The organism is Acinetobacter sp. AC1-2 (assembly GCF_016124155.1).
GTDB lineage: Bacteria > Pseudomonadota > Gammaproteobacteria > Pseudomonadales > Moraxellaceae > Acinetobacter > Acinetobacter calcoaceticus.
Genome location: NZ_JABFFO010000009.1, coordinates 35,967 through 51,507, shown reverse-complemented (window position 1 = coordinate 51,507; position 15,541 = coordinate 35,967). Strand labels below are relative to the sequence as shown.

The 15,541-nt window shown below is 38.8% G+C and carries 13 protein-coding genes; 3 read left to right on the top strand and 10 right to left on the bottom strand.

Going from position 1 to position 15,541, the window contains the following annotated elements; translation table 11 throughout:
• Positions 1 to 261: 261 nt before the first annotated feature.
• Positions 262 to 516: a hypothetical protein gene (locus HL290_RS18725; protein WP_227602322.1), complete on the bottom strand. Its 255-nt coding sequence runs from the start codon at positions 514 to 516 to the stop codon at positions 262 to 264.
• Between the two features lie 158 nt (positions 517 to 674).
• Positions 675 to 1,907 (bottom strand): tyrosine--tRNA ligase, encoded by a 1,233-nt coding sequence (gene tyrS, locus HL290_RS17815; protein ID WP_017387717.1) that lies wholly within the window; start codon positions 1,905 to 1,907, stop codon positions 675 to 677.
• Between the two features lie 61 nt (positions 1,908 to 1,968).
• On the opposite strand from tyrS, the gene HL290_RS17810 reads away from it, so the two are divergent.
• Both HL290_RS17810 and HL290_RS17805 read left to right on the top strand, forming a co-directional pair.
• Positions 1,969 to 3,096: an anhydro-N-acetylmuramic acid kinase gene (locus tag HL290_RS17810; protein ID WP_004640222.1), complete on the top strand. Its 1,128-nt coding sequence runs from the start codon at positions 1,969 to 1,971 to the stop codon at positions 3,094 to 3,096.
• 128 nt (positions 3,097 to 3,224) lie between these two features.
• A complete protein-coding gene (locus HL290_RS17805; RefSeq protein WP_198497159.1) occupies positions 3,225 to 4,067 on the top strand; it encodes an alpha/beta fold hydrolase in 843 nt (280 codons plus the stop codon).
• Positions 4,068 to 4,126: 59 nt separating this feature from the next.
• Here the strand turns inward: HL290_RS17805 and erpA are convergent, their stop codons facing one another.
• The 4 genes from erpA to HL290_RS17785 all read right to left on the bottom strand — a co-directional run bounded on the left by erpA (position 4,127) and on the right by HL290_RS17785 (position 8,209).
• Entirely contained in the window at positions 4,127 to 4,462 is a 336-nt protein-coding gene (gene erpA, locus HL290_RS17800; RefSeq protein ID WP_003656048.1) for an iron-sulfur cluster insertion protein ErpA, read from the bottom strand.
• A gap of 124 nt (positions 4,463 to 4,586) precedes the next feature.
• Positions 4,587 to 5,591, bottom strand: coding sequence for a putative solute-binding protein (locus HL290_RS17795; RefSeq protein ID WP_198497158.1), 1,005 nt, complete (start codon positions 5,589 to 5,591; stop codon positions 4,587 to 4,589).
• Positions 5,592 to 5,942: 351 nt separating this feature from the next.
• Positions 5,943 to 6,950, bottom strand: a complete 1,008-nt coding sequence (locus HL290_RS17790) for a putative solute-binding protein (RefSeq protein ID WP_003656045.1) — start codon at positions 6,948 to 6,950, stop codon at positions 5,943 to 5,945.
• Positions 6,951 to 7,204: 254 nt separating this feature from the next.
• Positions 7,205 to 8,209, bottom strand: coding sequence for a putative solute-binding protein (locus HL290_RS17785; RefSeq protein ID WP_198497157.1), 1,005 nt, complete (start codon positions 8,207 to 8,209; stop codon positions 7,205 to 7,207).
• Positions 8,210 to 8,462: 253 nt separating this feature from the next.
• Here HL290_RS17785 and HL290_RS17780 point away from each other — a divergent pair, with 253 nt between their 5' ends.
• Positions 8,463 to 10,391 (top strand): ATP-binding cassette domain-containing protein, encoded by a 1,929-nt coding sequence (locus tag HL290_RS17780; protein ID WP_005045347.1) that lies wholly within the window; start codon positions 8,463 to 8,465, stop codon positions 10,389 to 10,391.
• Between the two features lie 50 nt (positions 10,392 to 10,441).
• Here HL290_RS17780 and HL290_RS17775 read toward each other — a convergent pair whose 3' ends face one another.
• The 4 genes from HL290_RS17775 to recF form a co-directional block, all read right to left on the bottom strand.
• Positions 10,442 to 11,368: a hypothetical protein gene (locus HL290_RS17775; protein WP_198497156.1), complete on the bottom strand. Its 927-nt coding sequence runs from the start codon at positions 11,366 to 11,368 to the stop codon at positions 10,442 to 10,444.
• 126 nt (positions 11,369 to 11,494) lie between these two features.
• Complete coding sequence (cybC, locus tag HL290_RS17770) at positions 11,495 to 11,887, bottom strand: cytochrome b562 (RefSeq protein ID WP_198497155.1); 393 nt, start codon at positions 11,885 to 11,887, stop codon at positions 11,495 to 11,497.
• 37 nt (positions 11,888 to 11,924) lie between these two features.
• The gene (gyrB, locus tag HL290_RS17765; RefSeq protein WP_003656037.1) at positions 11,925 to 14,393 is read right to left on the bottom strand and encodes a DNA topoisomerase (ATP-hydrolyzing) subunit B; all 2,469 of its coding nucleotides are present in this window, start codon (positions 14,391 to 14,393) and stop codon (positions 11,925 to 11,927) included.
• A 52-nt stretch (positions 14,394 to 14,445) separates the two neighbouring features.
• Complete coding sequence (recF, locus tag HL290_RS17760) at positions 14,446 to 15,528, bottom strand: DNA replication/repair protein RecF (protein ID WP_198497154.1); 1,083 nt, start codon at positions 15,526 to 15,528, stop codon at positions 14,446 to 14,448.
• Between the last annotated feature and the right edge of the window lie 13 nt (positions 15,529 to 15,541).

Genomic DNA, 15,541 nt, shown 5'->3' with positions numbered 1-15,541 from the left:
TTTTAAAACTTATTCTCAAAACCAACTTCTTATCAAATCCACTGCTCAAAGCAATCAACCCAATTCCAAGTAACTGTTTTTCAACAAGTTCTTATCTGCATCACCGCCGATGGATGTGCATTATAGAGGATTAAGATCCCTTTGCAAGGGGTATTTCAGCCTTTTTCTTTTGAGTGCCGATTTTTTCTACTATTTTACGAAAAAAGTGATGTATGTGCTTTTTTTTTAGGCATTTTTACTGCTTTTTCTTAATTCTTATATTCAGAAATGTAGGTTATCGTGAGTTTTAATATGTCTTCTATAGAGCTTAGAGGCATATATAGCTTCTTCTAATCCAAAGATTCCAAAGATTCCAAAGATTCCAAAGATTCCAAAGATTCCAAAGATTCCAAAGATTCCAAAGATTCCAAAGATTCCAAAGATTCCAAAGATTCCAAAGATTCCAAAGATTCCAAAGATTCCAAAGATTCCAAAGATTCCAAAGATTCCAAAGATTCCAAAGAAATAATAGAGCAAATACTCTACCCCACTCTATATTTCTTCTTATTTTTAATTTACTTCTTTTATTATTACTGATCTTTAGATTGTTCCACGTGGAACGCTGAATTGTTTTTATGATCCTTAAATAAAAAAAAAGCAGGATTACTCCTGCTTTTTATGACTATACAACTTTCTTAGTCAGTGAACGTTACACGAGCAATTGCTTTCTTACCTGACTGAATAATGAAAGTACCGTTTTCTTTTACAGAGAAACTTGCATCAACAGCATTCCAGTCAACTTTTACTGCTCCGCGAGCTACAGCATCTTTTGCAGCTGCTGCATTCGGATTTAGGCCAGCTAAACGTAGAATCGTAGCAATAAAGATTTCTCCACCAAACTCACCACGTGAAATAGTCACCTCTGGGGTGTCTTCGGGTACTTCACCTTCTGTAATAAGGTTACCAGCACTTTTATGTGCATTAGCTGCAGCTTCTGCATCATGGAAACGTTCAACCAGTTCAAGTGCAAGAATACGTTTTACTTCTTGTGGATTACGGCCAGCAGCAATTTCATCTAATAAAGTTTTGATCTCATCTAGAGATTTAAAGCTGAGTAAATCGAAATAGCGTTCGATTAAAGAGTCTGGCATTGATAAAACTTTTTGGTACATTGCACCTGGCGTATCAAATACACCAATGTAGTTACCCAAAGATTTAGACATTTTATTTACGCCATCTAAACCTTCTAGAATCGGAACAGTGATACACACTTGTGATTCTTGACCATAACGACTTTGTAAAGTACGACCCATAAGTAAGTTAAAGGTCTGGTCTGTACCACCTAACTCAACGTCAGCTTCAAGTGCAATAGAGTCATAGCCTTGAACTAAAGGATATAAAAACTCGTGAATTGCAATCGGCTGATGGTTGCTATAACGCTTTGTAAAATCGTCACGCTCTAACATACGAGATACGGTTTGTTGACTTGCTAGCTGAATAAGGTCAGCAGCAGACTTCTGATTAAACCATTCTGAGTTAAAACGTACTTTTGTTTTATTCGGATCTAATATTTTGAAAACTTGTTCTTGATAAGTTTTAGCGTTGGCTTCTACTTGTTCGCGTGACAACGGCGGACGGGTTGCGCTTTTACCAGTTGGGTCACCAATCATGGCAGTATAGTCACCAATCAAGAAGGTCACTTCATGACCCAAATCTTGGAACGTTTTTAATTTATTAATAAGAACAGTATGTCCTAAATGTAAATCTGGTGCTGTAGGGTCAAAACCAGCTTTAATTTTAAGGGGACGGTTCTCTTTGAGCTTTTTCAGTAAATCTTCTTCTGAAATAATTTCGTGCGTGCCTCGTTGGATGAGGGCAAGCTGTTCTTCGGCGGGCAAGAAATTTGACATCACAAAACCTAAACACATCAGTTATTCAATTTGTGCGATATACTAACATTTTTTCAGCGTCTTGCAGGGGAAGTTGCATATGAGCGCAATCTATATCGGCGTAATGACTGGCACTAGTATGGATGGTGTGGATATTGTTGCGGCTTCATTTGAGCCACTACAGCTTCATGCCACTCTTACAGTTCCATTTGAACCCGAGTTACGTGATGAGCTTATGGCATTAACTTTACCTGATGACAATGAAATTGACCGCATGGGTAAAGCTGATGTTGCTCTGGCCCAAATGATTGGTCACGGGATTAATACTCTCATTGAAAAGCATCAATTAGATCGTAGTCAAATTAAAGCGATTGGTTCGCATGGGCAGACAATTCGTCACCGTCCAGAACATGGGTTTACGCTACAAATTGGCGATCCCAATATCATTACCGAAATCACTCAAATTCCGGTTGTTTCAGATTTCCGTCGTAGAGATATGGCAGCGGGTGGTCAAGGTGCACCATTAGTGCCTGCTTTCCATCAGGCATTATTTCAACATCCAAGTATCCATCGTGTGATTTTAAATTTGGGCGGTATTGCTAATGTGAGTATGCTGCCTGCCAACAATGCAGACGGCGTATTTGGTTTTGATACGGGTCCTGCAAATATTTTGATGGATGCGTGGTGTCATCGTCATACTGGTCATCCATATGATGAAAATGGTGATTGGGCAGCTTATGGGCACCCTATCCGCTCTTTACTCGACCGTCTTCATGCACATGAATATTTCTCTAAAGAACCACCGAAAAGTACAGGACGTGAAGATTTCAATATTGACTGGTTAGATGATCAGTTAATCGATTGGCGAAACGATTTAACTTATGATGAGTTAGAAGACACACCTGAAAACGTCCAAGCCACCTTATTAAAACTCACTGTGCGTGCTATTCAAAAAGCGATTTATCGCTCAGAGATGGAAACAGGTGAAGTATATGTTTGTGGTGGCGGTGCTTATAACTCTTATTTATTAGAACAATTGCGCTGGCGTTTACGTAAGCATAATTGGTCAGTTCAACCTACCGATGTTTTAGGACTCTCCCCTACTTGGGTTGAGGCTACAGCATTTGCATGGTTAGCAATGCGTTTTGTAAATGGTTTAAGTGGTAATTTACCAGCGGTAACAGGTGCGTCGGATTTTAGAATTCTAGGTACGATCACGGCGGTATAAAACTACATATCGATTTGATTGGTCAGATTCGACCTCATAGCACATTTACTGACCCGAAATGCTGTTATTTAAATGAGCATAAAAACTCATGATAAGTGCCAACAAAAATAATTTGAGGCACTTTCATCATGGATCTAACCAAACGTATCCATCAGTACACCCGTGGCGACTGGACATTCGATGTGATTGATTCAGGCCCTATTGATGGCCCACTCGTTGTTTTATTGCATGGTTTTCCAGAAACTGCTCATAGTTGGGGGCAAACCTCGGAATTATTGCATCAGCACCAATTTAGAACGCTTGCAATTCATCAACGGGGTTATAGTTTAAATGCTAGACCTCAAAGCCGATTTCAATATTCACTGAGTGAACTGGTAGAAGACGTTGCAATTTTTATTAAGCAACTCGGTCAACCAGTCTATTTAATAGGGCACGACTGGGGATCTGCAATCGCGTCGGGCGTTGCAATGAAGTATCCACAATATATTCAACATCTCACTTTAGTTTCTGTACCACATCAAGCTGCTTTTTTAAAAGCCTGCTTAAGCAGCAAACAACTTTTTAAATCTTATTATTTTGCAGTTTTTCAGCTTCCTCTTCTTCCTGAAGTTCTATTTAAAAAGATGCCTAAATTAGGTCGTAAATTTCTTCAGTCATCTGGCATGACCGAGCAGCAAATTGAAACATTCGAGACCGAGTTTATAAAGGAAAATAGATTAGGTACGGCGTTGAATTGGTATCGTGGCTTTTTTTGGGACAAGCCTCAAAATCCGTTTAAAGCAATAGATGTTCCTACTCTTTTCATTTGGGGTAAACATGATATTGCCGTTACAGAAAAAAGTGCCAAGTTAAACTCCGGTTATTTTAAAAATAGTTATCGTGCAGTTTTTATGGATGCTTCGCATTGGATTCCATATCAAAATGCCCCAGAACTTGTGCAATATTTTTTAGAATCTACCCGTGAAAAGTAATGATCTGATCAATAAAAAACCTCTCAAAATAGAGAGGTTTTTAAATTTTAAAATTCTTTTTAAATCGAGAATGAAGAACCACAACCGCATGTTGTTGTTGCATTCGGGTTTTGGATAATAAAACGTGAACCTTCAAGGCCTTCTACATAATCAACCACTGAGCCAATTAAATACTGATAGCTGAGTGAGTCAACAAGCATTTTTACATCGCCATTAACAAATTCTGCATCATCTTCATTTACGCTTTCAGCAAAATTAAAGCCATATGAAAACCCTGAACACCCGCCTCCCGTTACATATACACGTAACATGAGATCGTCATTCCCTTCACTATCACGGAGTTGGCGTACCTTATTGGCAGCATTATCTGTCAAAACTAGAGCTTGGGCATTCATGATGATTGTTCCTCGGATTTTGCTGTGCCTTTCAAAATAAAAAAGACCCTATATTGAGTATAGCATAATCAATATAGGGTCTGTCTTCGAAGTTTAAAGCGAATCTTGAGTATTTTTATCAAGATTATTTGTAATTCTCGTCTTGTAAGCCACATTCGAAGTTTTTAGCATCTTGCTTACAACGGAATTGCCATAATAGTTTCATCATACGTTTATCGTATACACCACGTTGTGTAAGGCTAATTCGTGACTCACGCATGAGCTTTTGGTAACCCGGTTTATCTGCTGGTGGAACATCCATCCAGTATTTTTGTGGAATATCAGCTTTCATTTTACCCAAGATCGTAAAGGCACGTGGTAACTGACCCGAAACCCACTCTCTAGATTTCTGACCAAAACCTGCTGGGAACTTATCATGACGGATAATAATATTTCCTGTCACCTGTAAGATCGGATAGTTTACGATCGCCCCTTTTGTTCCTAAACCTTTTTGTAGCTCTAAAGGTTTAAATGCTGCCGCAGGTGCACCAATAATGTCTACCTGATGGTTATTAAATTTAGCACCGAAATTCGTTATATCGGCACTAACAGCTTGCGCGCCTACCTGCTGAACCATAATTTTTTGCGCTTCATCATAGTCAAGAACTGCAATTTTTTTACCTGCAGCTTTCGCTACTGTATTGATGCTGCGATCATTTACTAAAAGATAAGCATCGCCAACTGGAATAACACCTACAACTTCATAGCGGCCGTTAACCATATATTTACTAAAAGTCGGACTCGCTAAACCCTGCATTACCTTTACAGCAAGCTTGAGGTCAGGAATGGCGCCTATTGCGTCTAATGACCCTGTAAACGAGTTAAATTGGCGACCACGCATGCCTGACACACTAATGCCATCACATTTGCCTGCTTTAAAATCTTCAGCAATAACGGCTTCATTCTGGTTTACTTTCAGTTCGATATCAGCTCCCCAGGTTTTAGCGGCAAGTTGATAATCCTTCATCAGCGCATAGACATCGCCATTTTTACCAACGAAGTCAAAAACACATACTGTTTGTTTAGCCTGAGCTGCAAAAGAAACTGTGGTCAGTCCCATCGCAAGTAATAGCATTTTGGAAAATTGCATATTCTTTTTCCTTTCCTTGTGGAGTTTTTTGTTTTTCGATACCAAGAAATTTCACACCGAAATGGTATGAGTCGGATAGGCTTCATATAAAAAATCATGTTGAAGATATTTTTACGAATCCATTTTGCTTTTATGATTTTATTTCCATCAAAAATAGATAATCGTCTATCTATTAGCAATTATTTTAATCACAGAAGTCCTTGATCCATTTTTATACCTTCATGTTTCCTTATGAAGTTTTTATCTAAATTTAGCTTAACGTCTTTCTAGTTATCCACAATGGCAGAATTGACAGCATATACAAAACAAAAAGCCTAGAACTAAGTCTAGGCTTTTTTAGAGAAATTAAGATTATTCACCAGGCATTGAACATTCAAAGTTAGCCTTGTCTACAGAACAACGTGCTTTTTTCAATACAGACATCATACCTGCATCGTAAACACCGCGTTTAGTTAAGTCCATACGGCCATCACGCAACATTTTTTGATATTTAAGTTTATCTTCTGCACTTAAATTCATTTTGTATTTGCCAGGAATCTGAGCTTCTAAACGGTTGATCATTGCAAAGTTCTTAGGCAACTGTTTAACAAACCAGTCACGAGATTTTTGACCAAAACCAGCTGGGAATTTATCAGAACGTAATACTAGATCAGCTGTAACGTGTAATACAGGGAAGTTCCACATTACACCGTTTGCACCCAAACCTTTATTTAATTCTAATGGTTTGTAAGCATAAGCAGGCGCACCTACCATATCTACTTGGCCATTATTAAATTTCGCAGCAAAGTTTGAAATATCAGAAAGAACTGCTTGAGCACCTACACGCTGCACCATAATTTTTTGTGCATCGTCATAACCCAATACAGCGAATTTTTTACCCGCAGCTTTTTCAACAGAGTTGATGTTTTTGTCACGCACGAAAATGAATGCTGAACCTAGCGGAGAAATACCAGCTACTTCGTATTTTTTACCACCCATATTAGTGGTCATTTTTGCTGCATTACGCGCATCTAATACATAGGTAATTGCACGTTGAGCGATTTGGTTATTTGGAACACCGCCAAGTGAGTCGATAGATCCTGCGAATTTGTTATATTGGCGTGCACGCATTGCTGTCATTGCTACAGCATCACATTTACCCGCTTTAAAATCATTATCAGCAACAGCCTCGTCCTGACGAGGTACCAAGTTAATTTCAGTACCCCAGCCTTTTGCAGCTAGAGCCCATTCTTCCATCATTTTATATGAGTCGCCTGCTTTTCCTAAGAGGTCGAATACACACACGGTACTCGCTGCTTGCGCTGAAGCAGAAAAACCAACAACAGAAGCGGCAGCCATAGCAAGTACGATTTTTTTCATTTTCTTCATCCTTCCACGGAACAGATTTTTTGTTTGAAGTTTCCTTTCAAAGACAGATATTAATCATGTTTTTTAGAAAAAAATAGAGCATTTACTCAATTTTTTTATCTGATTGAACCATTGTTTGTTCAATTTAAATTATTTATTAGTAGTAAAAATCACTAAGTTTCCGTAAGTTACTTTTTATATTCACAATTTTCATACCCATATTCAGTATGGAAATATATGTAGGGTTTTTGTGATGAAAAAATAATCTACTCTCCATTAAGCGTACATTCAAAATTTGTCCGTTCGACTGTACAGCGAGCACGCTTAAGTACACTCATCATGATCGCATCATATACACCCTGTTTGGTTAAGTTGAGTCGCCCATCTCGCAAAAGTTTTTGATATTTGATTTTATCGTCTGCTGAAAAATTCATTCTAATTTTTGATGGTACACCCATTTCTAACCGCTTTATCATGGCAAAGTTTTGAGGTAATTTTTGTATAAACCAATCACGTGATTTTATGCCAAAATCTGTAGGGAACTTATCAGTTCTCGCAATTAAATCTCCAGTAACATTCACCACTGGAAAATTAAACATGGCCCCTTTGGTGCCAATACCTTTGCCAATCTCTAGTGGTTTATAAGCATAAGCAGGCGCAGCAATTGCATCGACTTGTCCAGTATTAAACTTTTTCACAAAATCATTAATTTCAGAAGGAATGGGCTGCGCCCCTACACTTTCTACCATAATTTTTTGAGCAAGGTCATAATGCAAAATAGCGAATTTTTTACCGCGAACTTTTTCAATGGAATTCAGATTTTTGTCTCTTACAAATAAATATGCCAGACCAATCTGAACAATACCGACAACCTCATAATTTGCTCCATTCTGAGCAGTCACCATGCGATGTTTATTGCGTTTATCTAAAACGTAGCTAATCGCTTTTTGCGCAATAGCATTACTGGTTACCCCACCAATCGCATCGATAGAACCTGCAAATTTATTATAGTTTCGTGCCCGCATGGAGGTCATATAAGCAGCATCACATTTGCCTTCACGCAGTCTACGGTCAACCAAACCTTCATCTTGAAATGGAATTAAGGTGACATCAGCTTGCCACTCTTTCGCTGCAAGCGCCCACTCTTCCATCAATTTATAAGATTCACCTGACTTCCCTAATAAATCAAATACACACACATTTTGTCCCGCATGTGCTGTTCCCATAGCGCAGCAAAATACTGCACTAATTATCCCCAATCTTTTTTTCATTTGACTTTCCTTAGTCTAGTTTTATTAGTAGCTCATTAATCAACCAAACTTTAAACTGTTTTTATTTTAGTCATTTTTTTAAAAAAGTGTTCTATCTTGTTCAATATTGAAGACATTTCGGATGAATAGCTGAACCTAGAATATTTCGATGTATACAATTGTTGTCCGCTTCTAACTAAAATCCGGAAAGTTTTGTTTTCATCGGCAGTTCTCTTTAAAATACGGCATTCCTCACTCACCTCGATACAATAAGATGATTCAATTTGACCAAGTTTCTTTACGCCGCGGTGGACGTATTCTATTTCAAAAAGCGTCTATGCAATTACACCCAGGTTGGAAAATTGGTCTGACTGGGGTCAATGGTGCAGGTAAATCAACCTTATTTGCAGCGTTACTAGGTAGCTTAGGTGCAGATGAAGGTTCACTTACTCGTCCTTCAGGCTGGATTGTGGCGCATATGGCGCAAGAAATAAAAGCACTAGACATGCCTGCAATTGATTTTGTTCTCTCAGGTGATGAAGAGTTTTGGGATATTCAAAATAAGCTTGCTCAACCAGATCAACTGAGTGACTTTGAATTAGCTAAATTGCATGGCCGCTTTGATGAAATTCATGGTTATTCAGCGCCATCTAAAGCAGCTCAGCTTATGGCTGGTCTTGGTTTTCTAGAAAATCAATTGCGTTTAAACGTTGAGAGTTTCTCAGGTGGATGGCGTATGCGTTTAAATTTGGCGCGTACCCTAATGAGCCGTTCAGATTTATTATTACTAGACGAACCAACCAACCACTTAGACTTAGATGCAATTTTGTGGTTAGAAGATTGGCTTAAAGCCTATGAAGGTACACTCATTCTAATTTCGCATGACCGCGACTTTTTAGATGCGATTACAGATCATATTCTGCATATTGAAAATCAGGAGCTCACGCTTTACACCGGAAATTACTCTACATTTGAAACCACGCGTAGTGAACGTCTTGCTCAGCAGCAACAAGCTTTTGAGAAGCAACAAGAAACACGTGCTCACCTACAAAAATTTATTGACCGTTTTAAAGCAAAAGCGACTAAAGCTCGTCAGGCACAAAGTCGAATTAAACAACTTGAACGCATGCAAGAGCTCGCTCCAGCTCATATTGATACACCTTTTACGTTTAGTTTCCGTGAACCAACCAAAATGAGTTCGCCGTTACTGACTTTAGACAATGCCAGCATTGGTTATGGCGATAAACAAATCGCCGAAAAAATCAGATTACAAATTACACCAACCTCTCGTATTGGTTTACTTGGTATGAACGGCGCAGGTAAATCGACCTTAATTAAGAGCTTAGTGGGTGATTTACCGCTCTTAGCTGGTGAACGCAAGGCATCAGAGTTACTTAATATTGGTTACTTTGCACAGCACCAAATGGATGCTTTAGATGGCCATGCTACTCCAATGTTACAAATTGCCCGTTTAGCAGGTAAACAAATTAGTGAAGCGACCTTACGTTCTTTTTTAGGTAGTTTTGGCTTTAGTGGTGAACGCATGGATACTCCATGTGAAACCTTTTCTGGTGGAGAGCGTGCTCGTTTGGCCCTCGCACTGATTGTATGGCAGCGTCCAAATGTTTTGATTCTGGATGAACCGACGAACCATTTAGATCTTGATATGCGTCATGCATTGAGCATGGCATTACAAGATTTTGAAGGCGCTGTCGTATTGGTTTCCCACGAACGTCAACTCATTGCAAGTGTTTGTGACGAGCTTCTTTTGGTACACGGCGGTAAATGTACCGAGTTCGAAGGTGATTTACAGGATTATGCAAAATGGCTACGTGAAGCACGTCAGCAACTCATAAATGCTCAGACTGCTGTAGCACAGAATAATTCTTCCTCTGCCGCTCCAACTCCCACTAAAGTCGATAAAGAAGCACAGCGTAAAGAAGCAGCTCGCCGTCGTGAACAAACCAGACCTATTCGTAAAAATATCGAAAAAATTGAATCTCAGATTGAGAAACTTCAACCACAACTTGCCAAAATTGAAGAGTCTTTAGCAGATACATCTTTATATGATGCAGCACGTAAGGATGATCTACTCAAGCTTATGAATGAACAGACTGAGCTGAAAGCTAAACTTGAGCAATATGAAGAACAGCTTTTAGAACTCATGATGGAATTAGAAGAGATGGAAGCCTCTTTTGATTAATCTATTTTTCAAAATAAAAAAGCCGATTTCTTAATCGGCTTTTTTATTAATTAATAAGGGGTATAAAAAGCCCCTAATTCATTTAAATTGGTATTGATTGGCAAAGGCCAAACATTGCTTGATAAACTATCTGCAATATATAAATCATAACCGCCACGGCTTCCTGTCTGCCCCGCTAGAGAAACCACCATATACCGCTGGTCTAAAGGTGCCGGATCTGATGTATTTACGACTGTACTATTAAAAGGCAAACGAGTGGTTTGTTTGGTGGTCGTATCATAAACATAGATCTGATCATGAGCATTTGTTGGGCTATACCAACGCACATATAAAAACTGGCTTCCCTTCCACCATACTGGATAATATGAGGCAATATTGGTTAGCTGTGTATCATATGCACCCGACTGATCAATACTAAAAATTCTAGAATTACTACTTGCACCTTTGGCATATAAGATTTGCGTAGTATTGACCATTGGATAAGGCATTGACTCTTCGATATCCCAACCATTTTGAGTGACAGAAGTAATCGTGCGATCAATCATTTTAACGATTTTTAAATCGCCATTTTGCTTAAAAATAATACGTTGGTTATCTAGAAATTTAGGATCTTCATCCCGCTTGTTATTCCCTTGGGTTAAATTGATTGGTAATTCCGTGCTCCCCACTCTCCAAGCATAAACATCCCATGCATCACCATAATGCTGTCCAGAATTAACTCCCATAAAAGTGAGCCATTTTCCATCTGGAGAAAAATGACCATTCATCATGTGGTCAATTTTCCAGTTTGTGCCCAGTAATGTGGTTTGCTGCGTTGTGAAATTATAAAGATAAAGCTTACTGTCCCATGCGTCATAATCACTATAACGATGAAATACTAATTTTCCGTAAAAAGTGGGTACTGTGGCAGCATGCAGTTGAAATAAGCAATTAAAAAATAAGATTACAATGTATAAAAGTTTTTGTGTGTTTTTCAAAATTATATTCTCTTGTAATAAATGAGTATCCAAGAGAATAGCAGTTTACAAATTTATTTTTCTTATAAAACAAAAGACTTTGTTTAAAATTAAACAAAGTCTTTTGTTAAATCATCATAAAAAAGATTATCTAAATTTTTTATGATTTTCATTTCGAATTTTAACTAAATTCATTGCTTCAGTTTTTGCTTGATCTAACTGTCCGTGCTCAACCAATGCAGTTACTTTATCAATCTCAGCAACAAGCTGATCTAAACCAGCTTGGTACTCTTTTACCTCCACATTTCCTGAAGGTAAACCTTCGAGTTTATGCGGCAAATATTGCTTAGAAGAAACTGCTGCTTCACGCATTACAACAAGCTGTTGTTTCGCATTAGCAGCATCTTTCGCTTCAGCAAATGTTTTAGTGCTCTTAGCTAAAGTTTTCATATTCGTTTCTAAATCAGCCGCCCAAACAGCAGAGCTTCCTAAAAAAACACATGAGATTAACAAGCTAGCTAACAATTTCTGACCCATCATCTTCTCTCCCTAGACTGATTTAGAATCATGTTATGAATTAAGCATCAATATCAGCATTTAAAGCATTCTCTTCAATGAATGCACGACGTGGTTCCACATCATCACCCATTAAGCAAGAGAACATACGATCTGCTTCAATCGCATCGTCAATGGTTACCTGTAACATATGACGGTTTTCAGGGTCCATTGTCGTTTCCCAAAGCTGCTCAGCATTCATCTCACCAAGACCTTTATAGCGTTGGATCATCATACCGCGGCGCGAATCTTGCAAAATATGCTGCCAAACTTGATGGAAGTTAGCCACTTGAATACGGCGATCACCTTTTTGTAAATAAGCACCATCTTCAAGCAAACTGAACCAACTCTTCGAGTTTTTCAGCAAACGAGCATACTCAGCTGAGTTCAATAAACCTGCATCAAGCAAATATGCATGTGGAAGGTTATGAACATATACCGTAATACGCGGCCAATAATGCGCAGATTTTTCACCCTGAGCATTTTCACGCTCAAATGACTCTAGCGTAATTTCCGGACGTAAACTTGGCTGTAATCTTGTAATGATATCTTTTACTTGATCAGCCCATTGTTGTACATAAGCTTCATCATGATTTTGATCGCTCTTGAATGCCTCTATTTCAAGTAAAGCATCTAGTAAGCTAGCTGGGTAACGTAACGTTAAGCGCTGTAAGCTCTTTTGCGAAACTTGATAATCCTGAATGACTTTAGCAAGTGCTTCACCTGTAATTGATGGTGCTTCAGCATTGGTATGCAAAGATAGCTCATCTATCGCATTTGAAATTAAATAATTTTCCAATGCATCATTATCTTTGATGTATTGTTCCTGCTTACCTTTTTTCAATTTGTATAAAGGTGGCTGTGCAATATAGATATACCCACGCTCAACCAATTCTGGCATTTGACGGAAGAAGAACGTTAACAACAAAGTTCGAATATGCGAACCATCAACGTCAGCATCGGTCATGATAATGATTTTATGATAGCGTAGCTTGTCAGGATTATATTCTTCACGACCAATACCACAGCCGAGAGCAGTAATTAAAGTACCCACTTCCTGACTAGAAATCATTTTGTCAAAGCGTGCACGTTCAACGTTCAGGATTTTACCTTTCAACGGCAAAATAGCCTGCATTTTACGGTTACGGCCTTGCTTGGCACTACCACCCGCAGAGTCACCCTCGACAAGATATAATTCAGAAAGTGCTGGATCTTTTTCCTGACAATCTGCCAATTTTCCTGGTAAACCAGCAATATCAAGTGCGCTCTTACGACGCGTCATTTCACGCGCTTTACGTGCAGCATCACGCGCACGTGCAGCATCAATAATCTTACCAGCAATTGACTTTGCAGCTTGCGGGTTTTCAAGTAAGTAAGCAGAGAACTCTTTGTTCATTGCTTGCTCAACAGCAGGTTTTACTTCACTCGATACCAGTTTTTCTTTGGTTTGAGATGAGAATTTTGGATCAGGTACTTTTACCGAAATAATAGCGGTTAAACCTTCACGTGCATCGTCGCCCGTTACATTGACTTTTTCTTTCTTGAGAATATTTTCATTTTCAAGATATTGGTTTAAACCACGCGTCAAAGCTGCACGGAAACCAGCTAAATGGCTACCGCCATCTTTTTGAGGAATGTTATTGGTAAAACAACGAACGTTTTCTTGATAACTTTCATTCCACTGCAAGGCTACTTCTACACCAATACCGCTATCTGTATCCGCAGTAAAATGGAAAATCTCATTTAGATGAGTTTTACCTTCGTTAATGTATTTTACAAACTCAGATAATCCACCTTCGTAGTCATATACATGTTCAAGGTTAATACGTTCATCGCGTAATACAATACGTACGCCCGCGTTTAAGAATGAAAGCTCACGTAAACGGCGTGCTAGAATTTCTACGTTAAAAATGGTTTGGGTAAATGTTAATTCACTTGGCCAAAAACGTACTGTTGTACCACTCTTATCCGTCTCACCAATCACACGTAATGGATATTGCGGATCACCGTGTTGATATTCTTGCTCATGCACTTGACCAGCACGAGAAATCATTAAATGTAATTTACTCGAAAGTGCATTTACTACAGAAACACCTACACCGTGTAAACCACCTGAAACCTTATAGCTGTTGTCATCAAACTTACCGCCTGCGTGCAGAATGGTAAGAATTACTTCCGCAGCAGAAACACCTTCTTCAGGGTGAATATCGGTTGGAATACCACGACCATTATCAGAAACACTCACCGATTCATCTTCATGAATAGTGACAATAATTTCATCACAATGCCCAGCTAAAGCTTCATCGATTGCGTTATCGACTACCTCGAATACCATATGGTGTAAACCGGTACCGTCGTCTGTATCCCCAATATACATACCCGGACGTTTACGAACTGCATCTAATCCACGTAATACTTTAATACTAGAGGAATCATAAGCCTTTTCATTGGTTTGTTCTGTTTGAGAGGCTGATTGAGACTCTGAACTCATGGTTTCTCCCTAGCAAATATAGGTTTATTCAAAGATGGGTAACATCAAAAAATTATGGTGAAGCAAGACTAACTTGACCGGATTCAACATTGAATAATTGATATGAAATAGACAAATCATGTAAATGTTTTTTTACCGATGCATGATCTAAAGTTGTCATAAAAACCTGGCTACCAAGTTGGCTTAATCGTTCAATTAAACGTTGTTGTGCGGTTAAGTCTAATTCTGCTGTCAGATCATCTAATAATACCACAGTTTCCTTATTACTCGCATGCAACATTGCAATTTGTGACAGTTTTAAGGCAATAATCAGCAGTTTTTTCTGACCTCTTGATAAAACCACATCAGCATGTCCATAAGGGGTTTTTAAGCGCAAATCGGCTCGATGTGGACCATATTCGGTATAACGTCGTTCGATGTCTTTTTGGTGTTGATTAAGCAGGTCTTGCATGAGTCCCTGCTCCGTATGAAAACCTGGACTGTATTCCAGTTCTATTTCAAGATCAGGGAGTAATTGACTCAAATCATTTTGAAAAAAGATATTCCATTGTTCCACAATACCCAACCGCTGAGAGTGCAAAATTTCGCCATAGTCACTCAGCATTTTGTTCCAAGGCTCTAAATCAGCCAAAGACAAATTTCTTCGGGTTTTAAGTAAAGTATTACGTTGTTTTAATGCACGCGAGTAATATTGCCATGCAAAATAAAACTCAGGTTCCACGTGGAACATCAGCCAATCCAAAAGTTGGCGTCGTGGTTTTGCCCCATGGTCAATAATATCTGTACTTTGTGGATCAAGGTGTTGCAAAGGAAGTAATTTAGCAAGTTGGCCTTGGGTAGCCACGGTGTCGCCATTGACTTTCATCAACTGCTCACCAGAAGCCAACTTTTGCATGCCAATTTTCTCAGTACTAGACTGTGCAAAGACAATCGCATCTTCGGCCGCATACTGAATATAATTTTTAGGAATATGAGTGCGGAACGATCGCCCTGTTGCAAGCAAATGAATTGCTTCCAGAATTGAGGTTTTTCCTGAACCATTAGCGCCATAAAATATATTAAACGGTTGCAACTCTTGGAGTGCAACCGTTTTTAAATTACGCACACGTTCAATATTTAAGCGCGTAAGATGCATATTAGATAGCCAG

Coding starts and splice junctions, on each gene's coding strand:
- HL290_RS17805 (WP_198497159.1), top strand. CDS start 3,225: ATGGATCTAACCAAACGTATCCATCAGTACACCCGTGGCGACTGGACA.
- HL290_RS17780 (WP_005045347.1), top strand. CDS start 8,463: ATGATTCAATTTGACCAAGTTTCTTTACGCCGCGGTGGACGTATTCTA.
- tyrS (WP_017387717.1), bottom strand. CDS start 1,907: ATGTGTTTAGGTTTTGTGATGTCAAATTTCTTGCCCGCCGAAGAACAG.
- erpA (WP_003656048.1), bottom strand. CDS start 4,462: ATGAATGCCCAAGCTCTAGTTTTGACAGATAATGCTGCCAATAAGGTA.
- HL290_RS17790 (WP_003656045.1), bottom strand. CDS start 6,950: ATGAAAAAAATCGTACTTGCTATGGCTGCCGCTTCTGTTGTTGGTTTT.
- HL290_RS17810 (WP_004640222.1), top strand. CDS start 1,969: ATGAGCGCAATCTATATCGGCGTAATGACTGGCACTAGTATGGATGGT.
- HL290_RS17785 (WP_198497157.1), bottom strand. CDS start 8,209: ATGAAAAAAAGATTGGGGATAATTAGTGCAGTATTTTGCTGCGCTATG.
- recF (WP_198497154.1), bottom strand. CDS start 15,528: ATGCATCTTACGCGCTTAAATATTGAACGTGTGCGTAATTTAAAAACG.
- HL290_RS17795 (WP_198497158.1), bottom strand. CDS start 5,591: ATGCAATTTTCCAAAATGCTATTACTTGCGATGGGACTGACCACAGTT.
- cybC (WP_198497155.1), bottom strand. CDS start 11,887: ATGATGGGTCAGAAATTGTTAGCTAGCTTGTTAATCTCATGTGTTTTT.
- gyrB (WP_003656037.1), bottom strand. CDS start 14,393: ATGAGTTCAGAGTCTCAATCAGCCTCTCAAACAGAACAAACCAATGAA.